A 20,598-nucleotide genomic window follows, 5' to 3' on the forward strand; every position below is an offset into this window, starting at 1 on the left:
TACCTATACTAGTAGTTTGGGAGGGGAGGGCTCGCATGTCCGCACCAGGGGCGCACGGGCTTGCGATTTCGAGCGCACGGACACGCACCCACCGCCCGTCCCGGCGCACAGCGATGCACGGTGATTTATCGACGCCTCGAATCGGGCGTGTCCGGCACAGGTTCACCCACCAGAGACGAGCATCATGAGTAACGATATCGACGTCAGTCTGATTCCCGAGAGGTTGGCCGACCTCGAGCAGTGGATCTGCTGGCAAGAGACAGAACGTGACGGGAAGGCGACTAAAGTTCCCATCAAGCCTTACCACACCAACGGCACGCCGAACGCCAGCGCGACAGAGCCCGGCCACTGGCGGGACTTGGAGAGTGCACTCGCGTTTCACGAGAGCGATCGCGTCCGGACCAACGGGATCGGCTTCGTGTTTGCTCCCGCGACGCCCATCGTCGGTGTGGATTTGGATGACTGTCGGGATCCCACGACGGGCGAACTCGCATCGTGGGCCCGGGACATCGTCGATCGGCTGGATTCCTACACCGAAGTCTCACCCTCGGGGCGGGGCGTTCACATCATCCTTGAGGGTGACCTCCCGTCAGGTCGGAATCGGCGTGGTGATGTCGAGGTGTACGATGAGGCTCGCTTCTTCACCGTCACGAGCGACCACATCGAGGGGACGCCAACGTCCCTCGTGCGACGCCAGGATGCGTTGCTCGGTGTCCACTACGAGTACGTCCAGTCACCCCCTGACGCGGAGACAGCGCCGGACGATCTTGAGGCGGCTTCCGAGAGGACCCCTCGTGCCGACTCGTCAGCGGACGAGCTCGAGCAGCAGGCCGGCGAACCAGCAGCCGGGGAGACAGCCGGCGAGACAGAGCCCTCGGAGACAGCTACGGCACTCGGATCGGACTCGGGACTGTACGCCCGATACGGACTGGACTATCCGGATATCGAGGACCCGGGTCTCGAGGCCGCCTTGCACGGACTGAGTCCGTCGGCGCTTCCCTCACCGCTGCCGACCTCGATGGATGACATCGCCGGTTCTGGCGTGGATCTCGACGACGAGACGGTACTGGAACGCGCGATGGACTCGAAGAGTGGTGATGTCATCGAGGCGCTCTACGACGGCCGCTCGGAGCTCTGGAGCGGGCGGGACAGCCGCTATCCGTCGCAGTCGGAGGCCGATATGGGCCTGTGCTTCTACCTGGCGTTCTGGACTGGCGGCGATCCCGACCGGATGGATCGTCTGTTCCGCGACTCAGGGCTCATGCGGGGGAAGTGGGACAAGGTTCACTTTGCTAACGGGGCGACCTACGGCGCGGTCTGTATCGCTCGGACACTCCTGACCATCGACGACTACTACACGCCACCGTCACCGGCCACTTCGTCCGGATCGGACGACAGACATCGGCCACTGGACGAGTCCAGCACCTCTCCCTCCTCCGGGTCAGATCATTCTAGCGATCCGGCACCGATCGACGCCGGGGCAGTCGAGGACGCCCGGCGGCTGGCCGCGCAGGTACAGCGCCAGCAGCGTGAACTTGACGCCAAACGTGATCGCATCGCGGAACTCGAAGCCCGGCTTCGACAGTACCGAGCCGTTCTCGGAATCGACCAGCCTGACGACAGTGTTCGCTTGAGGGATGACGGAATAGCCGATGCTGCCGCAGGAAACGGGGGGCAGGACGACTCCTCGTTCTGGAACGAGCGCCCTATCGGACACGACGTTGAGGGATCCTTTACCGCATCCTCGAACGGTCGGGGGGACAACGACCACGAGCCGACCCCCACCGACGAAAACGAGGACACTCGTGAGGTCGATGCGGACTCATCCGAACAGGAGACGGAGTCATCCACCGGGTTGTCCCGTCGGTTCCGTCGTTGGTTTTCCTGATGACCCTGGTTGTACCGTGACCGCAAACGTGGCTGTTCCAGCCCTTGCATCTGTATTTATCATCCCGAAGGGGGTGAGGAGATCGCGAGAGCGGGCGACGAGTCAGTCGTGCTGACGACGACCGGCTTCGGCAGCGAGTCGCGTTCGCGAATCCTCGGAGTTCCGCAATGTCCAGTGCAACCACTCCCGACCTGCAGGACCATGTACAGACCATCACCGACGCGCTCGTCGCCTTCGACGAGAGCCGAGCCGAACCCGCGTTCGCCCTCGACACCGAGGACGTGACCGCCCAGCTGGAGCGCCTGTGTGCCTACCGAGTCCCGATGGACGAGGCCGTCCGGACGCTTCTTCGCAAGGCATGTGGCGACGCCGACCTCGAGCGAGCCGATCTCTCGGATGACATCGCCCGGCTAGCTGGCTACGGTGGGCGCTCCCGCGGGTTCTCCCGAACGATGCTCGCCGACGTTGACGGGGCCGACCAGTGGATCGACGTCGTCGCCGAGGTCGTCGAACTCTGGGAGCCCCGGAACGAGAAGATCGCCCAGGTCGGGCTGCTCGGCGACGAGTCCGGCCGCCTCAAGTTCGTCAAGTGGGCGAGTGCCGACCTCCCCGAACTGGAGGAGGGCGAGGCCTACCGCTTCGAGAGCGTCGTTACCGACGAGTACCAGGGCCGGTTCTCGGTGAGCTGTAACTCCGCGACGGCGATCAGTCCTTCCGACGACGTCGTCGCGGCAAGCGACGGGAGCGTCGCGGTCGTCGGAAGCATCGTCGACATCCAGGAGGGTTCGGGCCTGATCAAGCGGTGCGGGGCCGACGACTGCACGCGCGTTCTCCGCAACGGCCGATGTGCGGAGCACGGCCAGCGCGACGGCGAGTTCGATCTCCGCATCAAGGCGATCCTCGACGACGGTGAGTGCTCCCTGAGCGCCCTGTTCGACGCCGCTGCTACCGAGGCAGTGACCGGCATCTCACTGAGTGATGCGACTGACATGGCGATGGACGCGCTCTCGACGGACGTGGTCGCCGAGGAGATCAGCGCGCAGCTGGTCGGTCGGCGGCACCGGCTGACCGGGAGCGTCGTGGGCACGTACTTCCTCGTGAACGAGGCCGAGGAGACGAACGACGCCCCGGACGGGTTCGACGCCGACGCGGTTGAGCCGGCACTCACGGCCCGCCAGCCGGCTCGGCGGCTGTTCGCCGAGGAACTCAACGGGACGACGGAGACGTTCCAGGAATCCGATGAGGAGCGGGCGCCTGTCTATGGGCTGACCCCGACCGGCGTGGGCGTCAACCGCGTGCTCGTCGTCGGAACCCTTGCAGAAACCGCCGACGTCGGCTCCGACGCCGAGTACTGGCAGGGCAAGGTGTTCGCCGCTGACTCGCCCGTTTACGTCTACGCGGGCCAGTACCAGCCCGAGGCGATGGGGGTGCTGCGAGCAGCGGAGCCGCCAGCATACGTCGCGGTTGTCGGGAAGCTGCGGACCTACGAGCGGGGTGACCGGACGAACGTGGCCATCGAACCGGAGGCGATCACCGAGGTCGACGAAGCGACCCGAGATGCGTGGGTCGCCGAGACGGCCAGCCAGACCCGCGAGCGCCTCGAGTCATTTGAGGAGGAAGTGGCACCATTCGGCGGACGATCTAGAGAGGTATATGGGGATGACGTAGGTGCGCTCTTCGAAGTTGTCGATTCGCTCAACGGGGAATTAGCCGAATAACGAACCTCAAACCTGCGCTTCTATGCTATACTCGGTGTAATCGCCAAAATGAATCCGGCGACAATCGCGGGCCACTCAGTTCGTGCATTCCAGTCGCTTGAACTCTCATGAACTAGCAGAATCCCTAGCGCGATCACGGTACCTGTTGTCTGAATAACCAGATATTCCGTTGCGTTTTCGAGAACAGTTGGTACCACCTTCGTGATTATCCCAGATACCACAGTCATCACTCCGATTCGGAAAAATAGAGTTCGGTCTTTTGATCCAAACAGGTGGCTAGCTGACTTGGCATACTCATCCCCCTGTTCATACAAGTACTCAGCAACGAACCCAATCAACACCCCTTGAATGCCCAGAATCACTAACCAGCCAAAGCCAGATGTGGCTCCCTCTATCGTTAGGAGCAGTGAGGTAATGATTCCGATTTTAAAGTAGAGCCCTAAACCAGTGAGAAGAGAGGAGGCCAAGAGGTAGACCTGCCACGGCTTGTATTTAGTCTCTTCAATTCGGCGGTGAAGTTTACTTAGTCCCATATGAATATGTTGGCTGACTAATATTTTTGTAACGTATCTCGATCTGATTCTTGGGCTGTCAATGCCATGATTAAATTTGCGATGGTCATCGGGTTCACGATTCGTTGTGTCACGTTATGTGGGATTATACGCATTGCTGAGTGGCCGGTTGGTGACCGCAAATTCGCGGTTGGCAGCCGCCGACTCGGAAGGAAGTTCAAATAGGTGCCGCTACTGAGAGACAGTAACTCATGAGCGAAACGGAACTACCGGACTTCATTGACCGGGATGTCCTCCGTGATATTTCGACGGTCGAAGTTCCAGATGAGGCACTACTGAGGTGCTTCGTGAAAGTGAACAAGCCGTTTCTGAGCAAATCGGCCGTCGCTGAGATGACTGGCCTCAGCGATGAGGGGGCTCGGAAGCGTCTGAACTCTCTGGTTGATAGAGGGGTGTTACTGAGTGCGGAGGCAGGCAAGCAGACGAACATCTACTGGCTCAACGACCCTCGATCGAGCTGGCCGGTACCGAGCGATATAGAGCCTTCTCTATCCGAGACTACCGATCGCATGGCCGAAACAGTGGCGAGGATTAATCGTTTGACCACGTTCGCGATACTATACGCTGGCACCTTCGTCAGTTTGTATCTCCTCGATTGGTTGAGTGGTCTCCAGGTGACCGACGGTGTATTTGAGGTTTCTCTGGATTGGGCAGTGATGCCCGCCGTGGCGTTTGCCTTGCTCGCAGTCTTGTTCTATATCGCACTTCAGACCTCGCTGTTGGTTGAAAACGACGATGCGGGGTGGCCGACTATTCGGCGAGTGTATCGAAAGGCGGTTCAATAACCAATTAGCTATAATCTCATACGAGAGCTGATTATGATGTGGGGCGGTAGATGGTCTGTGACGGTCACTGAACTACGTACACTTATTCCGATTGACGGTCCGCTTTGTCAATATGGGTTCGGATGTTTTCCACGAGAATCTCCGCTACCTCTCAGTGCTGGCGCGATACTACACCGAACGGCGTCCTGTAAACGGCAGTAGTTGGAGAGAACCGGGATTGGGGGGAATAGTTTCATCATCAGGGAATTTGAACGACATGGCAACGAATGGAATTCTTTTCTGAGAATCGGGATGCTATCCGTTTTGACCAGTTTGCTGAGGAATCTGAAGGAGGACTTAGGGAGTGTCAGAAGGGTGGATTCTGGGCTGTAAGGAGTCACTTCACTGCATATCCTGAGGAGCCAGCTCTAGTTTCGATGCCGACGGGATCGGGGAAAACTGCACTGATGATGTTATTATCATTCGCGGTCAGCGAGAAGCAGGTTCTAGTCATCACCGCCTCTGATATACTTCGAAGTCAAACCGCCAAGAAGTTCCGGACACTGGACGGTCTTCAGGAAGCAGGCGTTCTCAGTGACGGCTCTATTAGCCCGTCTGTGAAGGTGATCGAGAAGCGGATTACAGACGAATCAGAATGGGAGGACATCGATGAAGATGTTGTGGTCGCCTTGCCTCACAATATTAGTAGTACCTATAACATGGACCAGTATGACGACATCGTCGACCCGCCTACTGGGAAGTTCGATCTTGTATTCTTCGACGAGGCTCATCGGAGCCGAGCACCCAGTTGGAAGCGACTGGTCGACGCGCATCGGGACGCGAATCAGGTGTTACTAACAGCGACACCCTTCCGTCGGGATCGCCAAACATTGCCCGGGCGACTGGTCTATCATTATCCACTAAGCAACGCGATCGAGGAGAACCTCTATCAGTCACTGTCACTTCAAACAATTCCAGCGCGAGGAGCAGACTATTCAGCCGATATATTCGCTCGTCGTGCGAAGGAAGCATTAGAGGATATGCGGGAATCCTTTTCGGAAGCTAAGATGCTCATCCGCTGTGAGAGGATTAGTGACGCTCGGGGGTTGGAGTACATATATGCTTCCAAAGACTTGGATGTGCGGGCGATTCACTCCAGACGGACGCCAGAGCAGAATGCGAGGGTTCTGAGGGCACTCAGAGAGGGAGATATTGACGGGGTCATTGCGGTAGGGATGCTTGGGGAAGGAATCGACATCCCGAATCTGAAGATTGCGGTTCTTCACGATCCTCCGAAGTCGTTCGCGTTCACGCTACAGTTGCTGGGTCGCGTGACACGGCCAACCGAGAACGAGGAGGTTCAGGCTCAGATTATCGCTGACCCGGATGACCTACATGATGCAGGGGTGGAAGACGAGGTGAAACGGTTATACCATGAGGACGAGGGTTGGGAAGATCTCGTGCCTGAGCTTGCTGCGGACTATACCGAGCAACATAGTCCCCTCGCAACAGGGAATCAGAGTGAAGTCCTTAGGGGAGTGAACGAGGTGGATCTCGAACCCTATCTTAGCACTCGCCTATTCCATGTGCAGGAATCACAGTTCCAGCCAGAGAATATCATCGAGTTCGGGGACGAGACGATTTCTTACAGATTACAGCTCTCGAGGGAGAATTTTGTGGGTGTGATCACGGAACAGACGGACAGACCCACGTGGGGGACGAGAACCCCTCTCCAGCATCGTCAATACGATCTCCATCTTTTCTACTATCACGAGGCGACGGAGACGCTATTTGAGTCAACGTCTGCGTCGGCTTCTCTTATAGGTACTATTCGAGAATCGCTTGTTGATGAAGACGTTGAATCCTATGGAGGTGAATCTCTAATCAAGGTTATTCAAGGAGACGAAGCTGTAGAATATCAGGTTGCTGGGCTGGCGAATGCACTCGGGAGTTCAGGGAGCCTCCCATCGTACAAGATGTTGCTTGGTGACCGGGTGGAAGGCGCTGTGAGACAGACGGACGCGAAGGCGTTTACGCAGGGACATGCAGTCGCGTCGGTGGATGGTGAGACGGTGGGTATCAGCAACGATCAGGGCCGTGTCTGGTCATCTGGCCGACGGACAATCGATGGGTTCATCGAGTGGTGTCAGGGCCTCGCCGAGAAATTTTCCCGGTTCGAGAGCCAAACCACGCCACCACGGCTGGGTCTGGGAGAAATAATCGCTGTCGACTCGTTTCCTGGGTCGCCTATTTTTGGTACATTAAACCCAAAGCTCCGCCGACAAGATGTTGCTATTGACACTAGTTCTGTGCTTGAGGCGGGTGGTCGAGAAGAGATCTCGGAACTTACCTTGGAGTCGCTTCACCGCCCGTCATCGGATTCTATCGTTGAGTTCGAGTATGCGCCTGTCGATGGCGACGAAGTCTTGACTGGAGAGTACGATATTGCAGCGAACCAGGTGCGAGGGGATATTGCGGAGTGTGTGTATTTCATTGATAGTGAGGAAGGGGAACAAAAGTACCTGGGTGAGAGATTTTTCGATAGATTCCCGCTGTATTTCTACACGGGTGATGGCACGCTTGTCTCGAATGGCCAGGGGCACCGGATTAGACACGAACTTGCGACGGTACCCGATGATTGTTTCGTAGATGAATCCAGTATCGACTGGAGTGAATGTGCGACTTGGTGCGAATTCGGGATCACGAAAGATGGGGAGTCAGTGACTCCAGAGAGACGGATCGATATCTTCGGGTGGGTTGAGGAGTTCGTTGAACAGCATGGGGAGGCGGAGCAGATAGTCTTCTGCGATCACACGCAAGGAGAGATCGCGGATTACATTCAAATCGAACCATCTAACAAACAGATCACGTTCTACCATTGTAAATCTCGAGACAAGGACGAGGACAGTGGAGCACGATTGGCGGATGTCCGCGAGGTAGTTGATCAGGTTCACCGAAGTATATCGTGGGTGAAATACAGCGGCCTTCCTGGACAAATTGAGTATCGGGAAGGAAATACTGAGTATCCTCACTTCGTCTCTGGACAAGCTTGGTTCGGCGATTTCAAGGAGAGTTTCTTGCCTATGGAGTGGGATTTCACCGTCAGCATCGTCCAACCCGGTCTGGATTACGAAGATGCGAGATCGAATGATAATGTGAATACAGCCCTCCTCACCTGTAAGGAATGGTTAGAAGGAGTGGATGCTGAATTCAACATCTTCGGTGACCCAAATGGGCAGATCGAGAGTATCGACACATCGTAGAATCTCTGACCTACGTCGAAGATGTGAGCGCGACCGAAGCGGCGGTTTCGGCTGCTGCCCCGGAAGAGGCCGCCTGAGCGATTCTAGTCCTCTGCTTGAGGTTCATTCCTCGTCAGGGTGGGAGTTTGTCCTGACAGTCCCGACTGGGACGAGCGGCGTCCCGTCGAACGCTGCCCCGAGTTCACGCCGGGTCGTCTGTTTGGCGTCCTCGGTTGATCGTGCCGTGACGGTACACTCGAGCGTGAGGCCGACGAGTGCTGTCTCGGCGACCACAAGCACTGCCTCCATCGGCGTCCCACAGGCCGTACAGGAAAGCGTCTGAATGCTGATGTCGCAGTGATGGACGTGTGGGGCATCCGCCTCACTCACTCGCTTTCCGGCCTCACTGACGGCGATATTGATCGCGTCCTGTACCGCGTGGGCTCCTCGAACGAGCCACGGGACCGACAGCGTCACCCAGTACTGTTCGGAGCGACTCATCGTCTGCCCTGCGCTGCTGACTGCCGGTCGATCGTCGTTATCGTCCGCCTCATCGGGCCGGTCTGGCTCGGTATCCTATATATAATTTAGAAACCGGGAGGCAGTGGCTCATCGACGGGCGCTCGCTTTGCTGAAGTTACCCCACGGTGGTGGATAAAGGTACGAAATGTGGGGTAACGTATCGTGCTGCTCATCGTCGCGAGAGACATTCCTATTCAAAGGCGTTGAGAGGAACTCGAACCGCGCCATACTGTACCGTCCGACGATTTCAAGATCATTATCGGAGTACACCCGGCTGAACCGGACCCCTCTTCTGCTTCGATACAGCCATCCCCGTTGGAGGACTATCCCTCCTCTGTATGCTTCTTCTGAGACTGTTCTGAGGGTTGGATCACAACCCGTTCGATTCGCGCGTTGTCAATGGCGTCGACACGAAGGATATATCCCTTCTGCTCGATCTCGTCCCCGACCTCGGGTTCGCGTCCGAGCTGGCTAAAGACGAAGCCTCCGATCGTCTCGACCTCGTCGGTCTCGAACTTGACGCCGAGTCGTTCGTTCACTTCTTGGACCGGCACCCCGCCGTCGACGACGGACGTCCCATCATCTCGCTCCTCGATCGTGGGCCCCTGCGGTTCCGTATCGAATTCGTCTCGAATATCGCCGACAATCTCTTCGAGGATATCCTCGATCGTCACGATTCCCTCGAAGACACCCCATTCGTCGATGACGACAGCGATCTGTCCACCACCGTGTTTCTGAAACTCGGCGAGAATTGCGTCGTTCCGTCGCGTTTCCGGAACGACGAGGACGTCGCGTGCGAGGTCACGTGCAGTGATCGGGCCGTCGTCATCTGTCTCGGTTTCACTCGCCTTCAGAATGTCTTTTGCGTGGACGAATCCGATCGGCTGCTCCCCGTCCTCATCGAGCACGATATATCGCGTGTAGGTTCCGCTGGCGGCAACAGACCGGAGTTCAGGGAGGTTCATCGACGCGGAGACAGTATCCACGTCGGGGCGTGGAACCATGACTTCGCGGGCGATCGTATCGCCGAGTTCGAAGACGCTCTCGATCATCTCGACCTCGTCGAGATCGATTTCTCCAGTTTCTTCGGAGCGACTGAGAATCATCAGAATTTCTTCCTCGGAGTGGGTCTCTTCACCTTCTGCCGCTGGCGAGACGCCAAACAGGCTGGTGAAGTAGTTGGCGGTCCCGTTGAAGACGATGATACCCGGCATGAACACATAATAAAAGAACTTCATGAGGGGGGCGACGAGGAACGCCACCCGTTCGGCCTCCTGAATGGCGAACGTCTTGGGCGCGAGCTCGCCGAACACGACGTGGAGGAACGTGATGAAGCCGAATCCCAGCGCGAAGGCGACGAGATGAATCGCTCCTGCGGGCAGGAGTTCACCGAGAATTGGTTCGATAAGTGCTGCCACAGCCGGTTCGCCGATCCACCCGAGACCCAGTGAGGAGAGCGTAATCCCGAGCTGACTGACTGCGAGATAGCCATCCAGATTCTCGATGGCATCCTGTACCAGCCCCGCACCGGGTTTCCCGCGGTCAACGAGCGCGTTCACTCGGGTCGGCCGTATCTTCACGAAGGCGAACTCGGCGGCCACGAACACGCCGTTCATGACGACGAGGAAGAACGCGAGAAGCAACCCGCCGACGGAAATCAAGTCTACCATATGCCTGATTTTCCTCCGGGGGACTTTTAGACGATGGATACAGCGTCACGTAACACGACTGCCCCCACAACCGCTACTCGTCCGCTTATCCACCGAACACGCGTCTGTCACACGGTGGGATATCGGTCACTCTAGTCACCGCACCCAAAGCGGAGACTGGCCAGTCCGGCTATGACTACTCCACGAGTTCTCGAACAGTTAGCAGGATACCAGAGATTCTCGGAGACAGAACGTCGAGCTAGAGGGTCACTTATGGGACCTCCGAGCCTATCCGATATTGTATGCCCGAAGAAGTCTTGTTCAAATCCGAGAGCGGCCAGTCCCGGGGAGAAATTGCTGCACTGCTGCGGAGAGTCGCAGACAATCTCGAAAACGGAGACGCGATTACGCTGAAATCGGGGAGCGAATCCGTGACGCTAGATCCGCCCGCTCGTCCGACGTTCGAGGTCAAAGCCGAACGCGAGGGCCCGGCGAACGGGCCCGGTGAATTGAGTATCGAATTCGAACTCGAATGGGATGAAGACGGTAGTGACGGTGGCGGTGGGAACGGTCCGTTAGAGATCGAGTGAGGCACAGACTTCAGCTGTCTCGACGCTCGAATGCACCGATCCAATCGAACCGGCTCATACGGCCACTGGGGAGGACCTTCGTTGTTGTCGCGAAGTCGCGTCGACGTACTACTCTACTCCACCGATCGTGAGCACGGGCACTGGCGCCAACCGGACCGTCTTTTCGGCGACGCTGCCGAGGAGGATCCGATCCGTACCGCGCCTCCCCGTCGTCCCCATCACGACAACGTGGATGTCATTGGCGTCGATACAGTCGAGAATTACATCCGCTGGATCTCCCTGTTCGATATGTTGTACCGTATCAGTAACGCCATATGTCTCCGCATCTTCGATGATCTCCTTGGCGGCTTCCGTTGCTGCCTGTTCGTGCTCCTCCCCAGAGATAGTTGACCGGATATCGAGACCGAGCGACGCGTCGTCAACGACAGAGAGGACGTGGACGGTCGCCCCAAGCGACTCCGCGAGCGCCAAGCCATGTTGTGCTGCCCGGGTTGCGTCAGCACTGCCATCCGTTGTGATGAGCGCATTTTCGTAGGGGAATACCAGCTGCTCGTCGGGTTGCATTCTCGCGGTGAGAACAGGGACCGAAGAGAGACGGACGACTTTCTCGCTGACACTGCCCTGAAGATACCGTGACACCCCCCTTCGCCCGTGGGTGGACATCGCGATTATATCGTGCCCGTACCGATCAGCGTACTCGACAATTGTGGGGGCTGGATTCCCCTGCACGACGTCAGTTTCGTACTCGACACCAAGGGTCGACAGGGTCTTGCTTGCATCCTCGACGATTCCTTCGCCTTCCTGGACGAGCGCGTCGACCACCGTGTTTTCGACGACGGTAACGCTGTCGCGCGTCGTATCTGCGACGAACAAGAGGTGGATCGTTGCGTCCGCCCAGTTCGCGAGTTCCCCGACATGGTGTAGAATCTCACTACTGTCCTCGCTGTCGTCGACGGGGAACAGGATATTTTCGTACATATTCTCAATACGGGCCCATACGGGCAGTGTTCTTTTAAAGAGATTGTCCGGCGTCAATGATTCGGGTGTATGATTGAGTCACAGTTCGAAGTCTGGCCGAATTTGGAGCCCTCCACATAGAAGGCCCTCCGCTCCCGATCACCTACCCGAATGCACGGTCTGTGGTGGCGGCTTCGCTGACGTAGCAATTGACGATCTGATTAGATTGTAGCCCCCGGATTATAAGCCTGACCCGTCGTTGCCGCGGTGACTACGGCACTGACGATACCATCCCTGACCAGTGGACATGGATCGTCCGTGGACTTGGTGTCGCCTCGCTCGCACTCGCTGCGTTCATCGCCCACCAGATCTATACCTGACTGCATCTCTATTGGATGCATCGAGACCCGCTGATTCGGTGACTCGGCGAGATCGTCTCCGGGGTATACACGGCGGGAGTCTCTCCTCGCAGTAAGATAGACTATCTACAGGAGATAACCGTTCACGCACCAGCAGTGGATAGTGTCACCTATCGGTAGATAGAGGTCAAGTGATGCACCGGGAGAAGGTTGGTACGTGGGGATGAGAACGGTACCGGATGATAGAATCGAACTTCGCCCTCTGACACTTCGACGTCTGATTTTTGTAGAATGGCTCTGGTTGAGTATATATGCCTTCTCAGTCGTCGGGGAGATGTCCTGTAGATGAAGGGCAGACATCCGCCGAGACACCGCTGGTCGCAGGGCAATTTGATGGCGACCATGTCCTCGTTCCGCTCCTTACTCGTGAAGTGCCTGTCTTGACTGACCAACTCAAGGTCGCAACCACGCTTGCACGTGTCACTGGCGCGTCTCTGACCGTCATTAATCCGTTTCCCGCTCCCGAGCAGACCGAAGTGTACCGACACGAAGTCACGGATAGCGAGGATGCCTCACTCCTTGACTGGGTGTTCGAACAGACCGACGAGTCACTCCCGCAGGTCGAGAGCGACTTCCTGTACGCCCGGGACGTTGTGCGGGGCGTCCTCCAGGCAGTCCGACGACGTGATGTCGATACGCTGCTGGTACCGAGCAGCTCAGGAACGAGCCGCTTTCGTAAGAGGATGACCGAACAGTTGGCGACACACGCCGATGCTGACGTCATCGTCGTGAACGGACAGGCAGGATTCTCGAAGGCAGCGTCGATTCTGCTTCCGATCGCTAGCGGCCCTCACTCGGGATTAGCCGCAGACGTGGCAACCTCTATTGCTGCTGACTATGATGCGTGGATCGACATCTTGCACGTCATTGACGAGGAGGCGTCCGATCACCAGCGAGAACGGGCCGAGACGCTCGTTGAGGACATCTACCATCGGATCGCCCGCCCCGAAACAACTGCCACCTGGGTACTTGAGGCACCGGATACCGCCGAGGCAATCATCGACCAATCGCGCTACTATGGACTCTCGGTTATTGGAGCCCCGACGAAAAGTCGCCTTCGTCGGTTCATCTTCGGCTCGACGAATGCTACCGTGCGAGCCGACGCAGACAGCGTCGTACTCTCAGCACGGAATAATAGCGATATCTCTGAAACTAGGTGACAGATTACTTCCCTCGATAATGATGCGGTCGCTATCTGCCAGTCATTCAACGACTTTCTGCGTAAAGGGAATTCCGTGGGAATAGGAATGCGACATTCTCTATCAAAAGTTCCACCCCCTACAACCGTGATCTTCATACCGTCAGCAACGATCAATCATCTGCCTGCAGGGGGACTCTCACCGCGAGTTCGGATAGAGGTTCTAACGCCTGTTGTCCGGATGATTTTGATGAACTGCCTCGGGGAAAGCTAAGGTAATCGACCCAACTGCCGGACATTCGGAACAGAGGCGGGAACCATTGGCTTCGCGTCGCGAAACTGAGCCAGCGTAGTTACATACTGTACCTCACCAACACGCCATCAGGGTATGCCACTATGTGCCACTATCTCATCTCCGGTCGGTGAATTGGGGCTGAGACATCTTGTTGAAACATCGAATCCGGGTGAATAGATCGCTTATGGCGACTGACCCGAGAGAGCAGGGAACCACACAGACGCCTGCGACAGACTTCGATCCGACGGTTCTCGTCACACACAAACCGAGCGCGTTACCTGAGATCTACGAGTACATCGTTACCCACGAGGAGACGAGACCGAAAGCGATTCGGCGCGACCTTGATGTCTCGAAATCAGTTACGTATTCGACATTGGACAAGCTACAAACCGTCGGTCTTATTGAGAAGACTGGGTATGGCGTCTATGAGCCCGCAGATATTGCGTTAGAGCCACATCTGGTCTCTGCGCTCGGCGAGTTACGATCCGCGAAACAGTACTCGATTTGTGAGTTTGCGACCGAGGTGAACGCCTTCGACGCTGCAGATCTCAGTGAACAGCTCGGAGGATCGCGATCAAATGTCCGGGCTGCTGCCGAACGGTTACGTGAAAAGGAGTTCTTGGAGCGGTGGTGGGAACCGTTCTCGAAGAGCCCGAAGCGATATCGGGTAACCGATACGGGCAAACGAGCGTTGGAGTCGCTGGATGTCGAGAAATATTTGGGCTGGAATGGAAGCGAAGCAGTAGCATTTCGGGATGGAATTGACGGAACAGAGTTTTACACCCCGTATGAGGTTGAAGACGTTCACTATCTGTCGGATTCTACTCAAGAATGGGTGCGTCCACAAGAAATAGCGTCCGCATTAGCGAAGAATCAAAAGAAAACACTCGAACGACTCTCGAAACTGGAAGAGCGGGGCTTGATCACGGGCGACGTGATCCGAGAAAAGATGATGTTCAAAGCGACTCAGAAGTCCCAGTCGCTCTTTTATGCGCTCCGACTCTTTATGATATCGAGAACTCATGGTCTCGATTTCTACTCGCTTGTGAAATACGACGACAGGTCCGGTCCCTGGACACTTGATGAACTGTACTCTCTATTCGCAAAAAGAGGAGCGTCACCGTCTATCCAGCGCCTCACCACTGCAATAGAGGATCTGAAGTGTGTTGGTCTAATCGATGGCAACTCACGTACAGGCTATTTGTTCACTTCGGAGTGAGTCGAGTACATACCTTCTGGCAGAGGCTGAGAGCGACAGTATGGAGTCTGTCGACTGAACCTCCTAGTATTGGGCTTTGAGTGTCTTGAGTTTCTCTGGGCGGAACGGATTCTCTCCTTCGGCTTCTGAAGGCGAACTCCACATCCAAAGGCAATAGACGGTTACAGTCACTCGAAATGACGACTGCTGAAGAACAGACGAATTCCCTTTCAGTAGAAGAGCAATTGACTAAAGTGCTTGTCCACGGTGGTGGTGTTGGTGGTGGAACGACTCTACTCATCTATTCGCAGTCATGGTACGCGGAGACACTGGAGGAGAGTCTCCCACTCTTACTACTCGGATTGCTCTTCTGGCTAATCACGATTGGCGCGTTCTCTTGGACAATGTGGGAATTTATCATTCCAACATTCGTTTCTTCAGACCGGTAAGGGGAGAAGTCGCTCACGCAGCTGCAATGGACTCGGATGTGAAAACATGGAACGAAATCTGACGACGTACACCTGTTCGCGCTGTGGAACAGCCTTTCCGATCACGACACAACACACAGAGATTGTTCGGCGAGATTTCGTCAACACTCCACAGCCACCGTGTCTCGAACGGCTCTGTGCAGAGTGCTGGAAAGCATATATCGAGGAGTTTCTGGGGCAGGATTTCGATGGTGGATGCGATGAGTCCGAACTCACTCAATCAGAGTGAGCTGTGTTCTACCGCCCTGATTCACACAGCTTTCGATTGAGCGGGAGGGTGACGAAATCAGCGTCGACGCCAAGCGATGTATCCACCTACTGCAGCAATACCAACTACGATGGCAGCTATCGACTGATAGACTGTGGACGCGGGACTCCGCCGTTCGTCCCAGCCTTCCATCCAGTCCTCTTCGAGTGATTCGGCCCGGTCTTGGACGTCATCAAGCTCAAAGTCGTCGAGGCCGAGTGCTGCAGTTTGGTTTGCAGCGACAGTCGACTCGTTATGGACCCGCCAGAAGTGTTGTGCCGTCTCGTTTCCGCGTTCGGGAACTGACGAGACGTTCATCGCGATGGTCTCGCTCGTGCTGGCCACCTCGCCGAGCGGTTCGGCAATACTGCTGTATCCGAGATGATCCGAGACGTCGTTTTTCGCGTCGAGTGTTGCTGCGTACTGGGCGTAGAGCCGCTGGGGATCGACGTCAGTTCCGTTCTCCCGCTGTTCGAGCAGGTCGATGAGGGCTGTTGCATTCGATCGGTACGCAGTCGAAGCATTCTCGAAGGAGCGAAGTTGCGGGTGCAGTTCGCGTGCGGTTTCATTGAATTCGGTGATCTGGGGTGCTGCCTCGACTGACGCGTTATAGACCGTCGTCCCGTTCTCGCGGACCGTTTTCATCCGCTCCATATACACGAGCGTCTCGTTGATTGCAGTGGCCGTCGATGATACGTTGGTCGCTGCCGTACTGGCGTTCTGTGACGTCGTGCGGAGTTGATTGATGTCCTCCGCTCCGAGGTCTTGAATGGCCCGTCGTTGTGCAAGTGCTGTCAGGACCGCTTCAGCAGTCGATTCCGAGGTGACACGCTCACCATTCGTATAGATGTCGATGCCACTGGCCCAGGAGAAGACGTTCTTGTGTTCGTAGACGCTGTACTGTTGGCCGTCAACGGTGATGTCCGCAATGTGGGTCGTGTCTTGGTCCAGCAGTACTGGCTGGGGATCTGATGCTCCCTGCGCAAGGGCGCCCATTGGTGTTGCGCCCACCAGGAGCATTATGACTACGAGGCTAGTAACAAGTTTTCTTCCGTTCATCGTCCACGTGGGACCTCACGTTGTGCCGATAAGGAAAGAGATGGAGAGCTACATATACCGAAACTGTGGGGAGCCACTGAGAAGCTGGTCGCTATGTGGTACCTAGCTTTCGGGGAATGAAACTATGAACGAGAAATTATGACTCATCTCTGCTTTCGAGCCGGTAGCAGGGCCAATTCACTCCAAGAAATCGATGTGGATATTTTGCCGTCTCACGTCATGACTCTCATCTCCACCAAACGCGATGACTGCTGGGGGTCTCTGGATTAATTATATGCCTGGCCGGCTCACAACGTGGCGAGGAGATGCGGCGAGTGGTCTCGTTGTTCTTGCTCCGCTTCTCGTCATAGCGTATGTTGTCATATGGATATACAGTATGCTTGCTAGTTTCCCGGTATTGAATGCTGTGCAGCCACCAATCGTTCGCGTCGCAATTGTTCTCGCCGGGTTCGCCGGGCTTGTCTTGGTCACCGGCTCATTAATGCGGACGACGACTGGAACGATCGTTGAAGCCACACTGGATACGCTCGTGAATCGTATCCCTGGGTTGCGGATCGTCTATAACGCCTCGAAAATGGGAATCGAGACGGTTGTTGACGGCACTGACCACCTACGCACGCCAGTACGAGTTCAAACGTGGCCCGGGATGTATATGACTGGATTCAAGACTGGAAATCGTGCGTCGGATGGACGTGATGTAGTGTTCATTCCGACGGCGCCGAACATCACAACAGGGTTTGTCGTCGAACTTGAGACGGAGGACGTAACAGAACTTGACGAATCCACTGAGGATGCCCTCATCCGCATTATCAGTTGCGGGTTTGGAGAAGCCCCACAACCGGATGCTCTAAACGAAGATGACCGGTCATCGAACGCATCCCCACCTACAACAACTGACTAATACAACGGATGATGATTAACCAAGTCCGGAACATAGCGTCCGACAGCCTTCCGTTGTAAACAGTCAGTAGCGAGACAGGGCATAGAAAATAACGACGAGTCCTGCAGTGATAAGCAGGCTATCGATCGTTTGAAGCGCGAGCGATTCACGGGCGGCAAGATTGTAGTCCTGCCGAACACCGAGTTGATAGATGATGTCGAGGAGGCCACCGAGAGTGATGAGTGCGAAGCCTCCTGCTGCGAGGCGGAGGCTGCGTTGTTGGACGCGAAGGTAGGCACGATAGCTAAGCGCGGTCAAGCTTCCTCCGGCGATGAACAGGAGTGAATTGGCTACGAGGAAACTCCAGAACTCCGGCGGCTCAGCCATGATTATCCACCACTGAGATCAGACGACGAACTATCACGGTGACGAGAGTCTACGTTCGTATCGTTCGAAACCTCTTTTGCTCCCTTTTCGAGGTCGGTCCAGAAATCCGTGAACTTGTCAGAGTAGTCTTTCTTGAGCTGGATATCGATATCGAACTGTCCTTCGTCAACTTGGAACCGTGCTTCCTTGAGGCTCGTTCTGAATCGTTTGTAGTGATGGCCCTCATCGTCGAGTTCCATCTGTTCGTCCAGCATATCGTATTCCTGGAGTGCGTGAATCCGTCGATAGATCGTTGGCTCCGAGACCCCACAGTGTTCAGCAAGTTCGGTGGCTGACAGGGGTTTGAGGCTGGCTAACGCGAGAATTTTCCGAGCAACCTCGCTCCCCAGGACGTCGAACACGTTCTCTGGCTCCCATTCTTTGCTCACAGTCCATGCCACCTCCGTGTTGCTTCCCTGCGTATGTACGATTGCGGGATTGGCTTCACGGTCCGAAGACGTCCCGCAACTGAGCGTATTCAGTTTTTGCTACGGTTGTCGTATCAATCTTTCCTAATAGTGTCGGGTTCCGTAGTGGAAAGGGGCAGGGGTGGGGAAGGGAGCTACAGACGAGGGGTGGGCGCGACGATTACATCGTGCCCCTGACCACATTCTTTTCCGCCCTTTGGGGTATCGTGATATCCGCCCTTCGTCGAGGATACCCAGATACCATTGATACCCAAATTGGCTTTTGAGTCCGTTCCTTGTTAATGGGACTCTGGGCTTCGCTATCCGAAACCGTGCTTAACGGAGATACCATTGGCGAACGATTGCACGAATAGTGCCCGTGCAGGATGTCATATCGAAGCTTTCACTTCTAGACGAAATGCTGACTGAGTTCGTTCGTGCTGTTCGCCAATGGATGTCCGAAATCACGGTCTCGGATGAATCCAAAATCGCCCTTGTTGCGATCGGTGTACTGCTCGTCTTCGGGTATTTCTTCGTTCTTCCCCGTCTACGACGTCGCCGCCGTTCCCATCCTGCTATTGCGGTCAAAGCACGGAAAGCGAAACAGGATACCTCAAAAGCAGATGACTGGGTTGTTGTCTGCCAAAACTGTAGCGCACGGAATCCTGTCGGATATCGATACTGCCACAATTGTATCAACCGGTTACCTTCGACAGTTCGGAGATCTTGGGACGATGATCGAAGGTCTGACCAGTGAATCGCCTCGGTGGTCACGCCCCGGGCATTCTCTCCGACCACCTGTAAACCGGATCGAAGAGCCACACTGCGTGACCGAAGACACGAGACAGAATTCATCGGGTCAACGCCCGAGATGTACACTGCTTCACTACCCGAAACCGGGAAACTGGCTTTACAAACTGCTACCGGGTAGGTAGGGTGGTCCCATATGAAACTCGGCGTCGTGGGTCTCGGCCAAGCGGGTGGGAAAATCGTTGATGCCCTCCTTGAGTACGATCAGCGAACGAACAGCCACATCGTCTATGATGCACTCGCGGTCAATACAGCAACGGCTGATCTCAATGCACTCGAGCATGTTCCAGCGGACGCACGGGTACTCATCGGGCAGTCACAGGTCGGCGGGCAAGGTGTCGGTGGCGATAACGAGCTTGGTGCCACAATCACAACCGAAGATATCACCGAAATCCAACAAACCATCGACACGATTCCTGTCCATGAAATCGATGCGTTTCTCCTCGTCGCTGCCCTCGGTGGAGGGACCGGAAGTGGTGCCCTTCCCGTCGTCGGCCGGAATCTCAAGCAGCTGTATACTGAGCCGGTCTATGGACTCGGCATTCTCCCGAGCACCAATGAAGGCGGGCTCTATTCACTCAATGCCGCTCGCTCCTTACAGACTGCTGTTCGGGAACTGGACAATCTCCTTGTCTTCGATAACGATGCCCATCGACAGGCAAACGAGTCACTGACGGGCGGATACGCAGCGATCAATCGTGAGCTCGCGACTCGCCTTGGCGTCCTCTTCGGGGCGGGAGACATTGACACGGGAACTGCGAATCCAGAAAGTGTCGTCGATGCAAGCGAAATCATAAACACTCTCAAGGGCGGTGGTGTCTCCACACTTGGATACGCCTCACAGCCACTCGACGAGGAGGATGGTACTGAGGCCCCCGGCCTCCTCTCCCGATTTACGAGTGGGTCTTCCCCGGATTCAGCTGGGGGAACGAATCGGATAACAAGTCTCGTTCGCCGTGCAACCCTTGGTCGTCTCACCTTCCCAGTCGAACCCGCCAACGTCTCGATTGACCGCGGTCTCGTTATTGTCGCTGGTCCCAGTGACTGTCTCACTCGTAAAGGAATCGAACGTGGGCGAACATGGGTAGAAGAGCAAACCGGGTGTCTTTCGATACGGGGTGGCGATTACCCACTTCCAGGGTCGAACACGGTCGCAGTCGCTGTTCTGTTCTCTGGTCTTTCGGGAGCTGATCGACTTCACGAATTGCGATCAATCGGAAGTGAAGCACAGACCACGAATTCGGAGAGGACGGGTTCCTCGGATCGCCATCTCGAATCGATTCTTGGGGATGATGCGGACGAACTCGACTCCATTTTTAACTAGGTACT

General features: G+C 56.1%; 16 protein-coding genes and 1 pseudogene. 10 read left to right on the top strand and 7 right to left on the bottom strand.

Features of this window, described 5'->3' with window-relative positions; translation table 11 throughout:
- Positions 1 to 184: 184 nt before the first annotated feature.
- A complete protein-coding gene (locus NL112_RS20315) occupies positions 185 to 1,888 on the top strand; it encodes a phage NrS-1 polymerase family protein (protein ID WP_255152929.1) in 1,704 nt (567 codons plus the stop codon).
- Positions 1,889 to 2,211: 323 nt separating this feature from the next.
- A pseudogene (locus tag NL112_RS22985) lies at positions 2,212 to 3,069 on the top strand (replication factor A); the annotation flags it as partial.
- A 557-nt stretch (positions 3,070 to 3,626) separates the two neighbouring features.
- On the opposite strand, the gene NL112_RS20325 reads toward NL112_RS22985, so the two are convergent.
- A complete protein-coding gene (locus NL112_RS20325; protein ID WP_255152931.1) occupies positions 3,627 to 4,139 on the bottom strand; it encodes a hypothetical protein in 513 nt (170 codons plus the stop codon).
- Between the two features lie 230 nt (positions 4,140 to 4,369).
- Here NL112_RS20325 and NL112_RS20330 point away from each other — a divergent pair, with 230 nt between their 5' ends.
- The gene (locus NL112_RS20330) at positions 4,370 to 4,963 is read left to right on the top strand and encodes a hypothetical protein (protein WP_255152932.1); all 594 of its coding nucleotides are present in this window, start codon (positions 4,370 to 4,372) and stop codon (positions 4,961 to 4,963) included.
- A gap of 266 nt (positions 4,964 to 5,229) precedes the next feature.
- Complete coding sequence (locus NL112_RS20335) at positions 5,230 to 8,205, top strand: DEAD/DEAH box helicase (RefSeq protein ID WP_255152933.1); 2,976 nt, start codon at positions 5,230 to 5,232, stop codon at positions 8,203 to 8,205.
- Positions 8,206 to 8,307: 102 nt separating this feature from the next.
- Here NL112_RS20335 and NL112_RS20340 read toward each other — a convergent pair whose 3' ends face one another.
- Together NL112_RS20340 and NL112_RS20345 are read right to left on the bottom strand one after the other, a co-directional pair.
- On the bottom strand, positions 8,308 to 8,685 hold the full coding sequence (locus NL112_RS20340; protein ID WP_255152934.1) for a DUF555 domain-containing protein: 378 nt from the start codon (positions 8,683 to 8,685) through the stop codon (positions 8,308 to 8,310).
- 344 nt (positions 8,686 to 9,029) lie between these two features.
- Positions 9,030 to 10,376 carry a hemolysin family protein gene (locus tag NL112_RS20345; RefSeq protein ID WP_255152935.1) on the bottom strand — a complete coding sequence of 449 codons (1,347 nt, stop codon included), beginning with the start codon at positions 10,374 to 10,376 and terminating at the stop codon, positions 9,030 to 9,032.
- Between the two features lie 281 nt (positions 10,377 to 10,657).
- Here NL112_RS20345 and NL112_RS20350 point away from each other — a divergent pair, with 281 nt between their 5' ends.
- Complete coding sequence (locus tag NL112_RS20350; RefSeq protein WP_255152936.1) at positions 10,658 to 10,945, top strand: amphi-Trp domain-containing protein; 288 nt, start codon at positions 10,658 to 10,660, stop codon at positions 10,943 to 10,945.
- A gap of 108 nt (positions 10,946 to 11,053) precedes the next feature.
- On the opposite strand, the gene NL112_RS20355 is transcribed toward NL112_RS20350, so the two are convergent.
- Positions 11,054 to 11,923, bottom strand: a complete 870-nt coding sequence (locus NL112_RS20355; RefSeq protein WP_255152937.1) for a universal stress protein — start codon at positions 11,921 to 11,923, stop codon at positions 11,054 to 11,056.
- 769 nt (positions 11,924 to 12,692) lie between these two features.
- On the opposite strand from NL112_RS20355, the gene NL112_RS20360 reads away from it, so the two are divergent.
- Together NL112_RS20360 and NL112_RS20365 are read left to right on the top strand one after the other, a co-directional pair.
- Positions 12,693 to 13,481 carry a universal stress protein gene (locus tag NL112_RS20360; RefSeq protein WP_255152949.1) on the top strand — a complete coding sequence of 263 codons (789 nt, stop codon included), beginning with the start codon at positions 12,693 to 12,695 and terminating at the stop codon, positions 13,479 to 13,481.
- 457 nt (positions 13,482 to 13,938) lie between these two features.
- Complete coding sequence (locus NL112_RS20365; RefSeq protein ID WP_255152938.1) at positions 13,939 to 14,973, top strand: helix-turn-helix domain-containing protein; 1,035 nt, start codon at positions 13,939 to 13,941, stop codon at positions 14,971 to 14,973.
- 753 nt (positions 14,974 to 15,726) lie between these two features.
- Here NL112_RS20365 and NL112_RS20370 read toward each other — a convergent pair.
- The gene (locus tag NL112_RS20370) at positions 15,727 to 16,746 is read right to left on the bottom strand and encodes a hypothetical protein (protein ID WP_255152939.1); all 1,020 of its coding nucleotides are present in this window, start codon (positions 16,744 to 16,746) and stop codon (positions 15,727 to 15,729) included.
- 274 nt (positions 16,747 to 17,020) lie between these two features.
- Here NL112_RS20370 and NL112_RS20375 point away from each other — a divergent pair, with 274 nt between their 5' ends.
- Entirely contained in the window at positions 17,021 to 17,647 is a 627-nt protein-coding gene (locus tag NL112_RS20375; protein ID WP_255152940.1) for a DUF502 domain-containing protein, read from the top strand.
- Positions 17,648 to 17,710: 63 nt separating this feature from the next.
- On the opposite strand, the gene NL112_RS20380 is transcribed toward NL112_RS20375, so the two are convergent.
- The gene (locus tag NL112_RS20380; protein WP_255152941.1) at positions 17,711 to 18,013 is read right to left on the bottom strand and encodes a DUF7521 family protein; all 303 of its coding nucleotides are present in this window, start codon (positions 18,011 to 18,013) and stop codon (positions 17,711 to 17,713) included.
- Positions 18,014 to 18,015: 2 nt separating this feature from the next.
- Positions 18,016 to 18,441 carry an ArsR/SmtB family transcription factor gene (locus NL112_RS20385; RefSeq protein WP_255152942.1) on the bottom strand — a complete coding sequence of 142 codons (426 nt, stop codon included), beginning with the start codon at positions 18,439 to 18,441 and terminating at the stop codon, positions 18,016 to 18,018.
- A gap of 472 nt (positions 18,442 to 18,913) precedes the next feature.
- On the opposite strand from NL112_RS20385, the gene NL112_RS22990 reads away from it, so the two are divergent.
- Both NL112_RS22990 and NL112_RS20390 read left to right on the top strand, forming a co-directional pair.
- Entirely contained in the window at positions 18,914 to 19,216 is a 303-nt protein-coding gene (locus NL112_RS22990) for a DUF7577 domain-containing protein (protein WP_434084211.1), read from the top strand.
- A gap of 189 nt (positions 19,217 to 19,405) precedes the next feature.
- A complete protein-coding gene (locus NL112_RS20390; protein ID WP_255152943.1) occupies positions 19,406 to 20,593 on the top strand; it encodes a tubulin/FtsZ family protein in 1,188 nt (395 codons plus the stop codon).
- The last annotated feature ends 5 nt before the right edge of the window (positions 20,594 to 20,598 follow it).

Origin of the sequence: Halorarius halobius, from assembly GCF_024298865.1 — an archaeon.
GTDB lineage: Archaea > Halobacteriota > Halobacteria > Halobacteriales > Haloarculaceae > Halorarius > Halorarius halobius.

Excerpts from the sequence above, each read along its gene's own strand:
- NL112_RS20340 (WP_255152934.1), bottom strand. The coding sequence starts at position 8,685 with ATGAGTCGCTCCGAACAGTACTGGGTGACGCTGTCGGTCCCGTGGCTC.
- NL112_RS20345 (WP_255152935.1), bottom strand. The coding sequence starts at position 10,376 with ATGGTAGACTTGATTTCCGTCGGCGGGTTGCTTCTCGCGTTCTTCCTC.
- NL112_RS20350 (WP_255152936.1), top strand. The coding sequence starts at position 10,658 with ATGCCCGAAGAAGTCTTGTTCAAATCCGAGAGCGGCCAGTCCCGGGGA.
- NL112_RS20325 (WP_255152931.1), bottom strand. The coding sequence starts at position 4,139 with ATGGGACTAAGTAAACTTCACCGCCGAATTGAAGAGACTAAATACAAG.
- NL112_RS20365 (WP_255152938.1), top strand. The coding sequence starts at position 13,939 with ATGGCGACTGACCCGAGAGAGCAGGGAACCACACAGACGCCTGCGACA.
- NL112_RS20375 (WP_255152940.1), top strand. The coding sequence starts at position 17,021 with ATGCCTGGCCGGCTCACAACGTGGCGAGGAGATGCGGCGAGTGGTCTC.
- NL112_RS20315 (WP_255152929.1), top strand. The coding sequence starts at position 185 with ATGAGTAACGATATCGACGTCAGTCTGATTCCCGAGAGGTTGGCCGAC.
- NL112_RS20330 (WP_255152932.1), top strand. The coding sequence starts at position 4,370 with ATGAGCGAAACGGAACTACCGGACTTCATTGACCGGGATGTCCTCCGT.
- NL112_RS20370 (WP_255152939.1), bottom strand. The coding sequence starts at position 16,746 with ATGAACGGAAGAAAACTTGTTACTAGCCTCGTAGTCATAATGCTCCTG.
- NL112_RS20390 (WP_255152943.1), top strand. The coding sequence starts at position 19,406 with ATGAAACTCGGCGTCGTGGGTCTCGGCCAAGCGGGTGGGAAAATCGTT.
- NL112_RS22990 (WP_434084211.1), top strand. The coding sequence starts at position 18,914 with ATGTCCGAAATCACGGTCTCGGATGAATCCAAAATCGCCCTTGTTGCG.
- NL112_RS20380 (WP_255152941.1), bottom strand. The coding sequence starts at position 18,013 with ATGGCTGAGCCGCCGGAGTTCTGGAGTTTCCTCGTAGCCAATTCACTC.
- NL112_RS20335 (WP_255152933.1), top strand. The coding sequence starts at position 5,230 with ATGGAATTCTTTTCTGAGAATCGGGATGCTATCCGTTTTGACCAGTTT.
- NL112_RS20355 (WP_255152937.1), bottom strand. The coding sequence starts at position 11,923 with ATGTACGAAAATATCCTGTTCCCCGTCGACGACAGCGAGGACAGTAGT.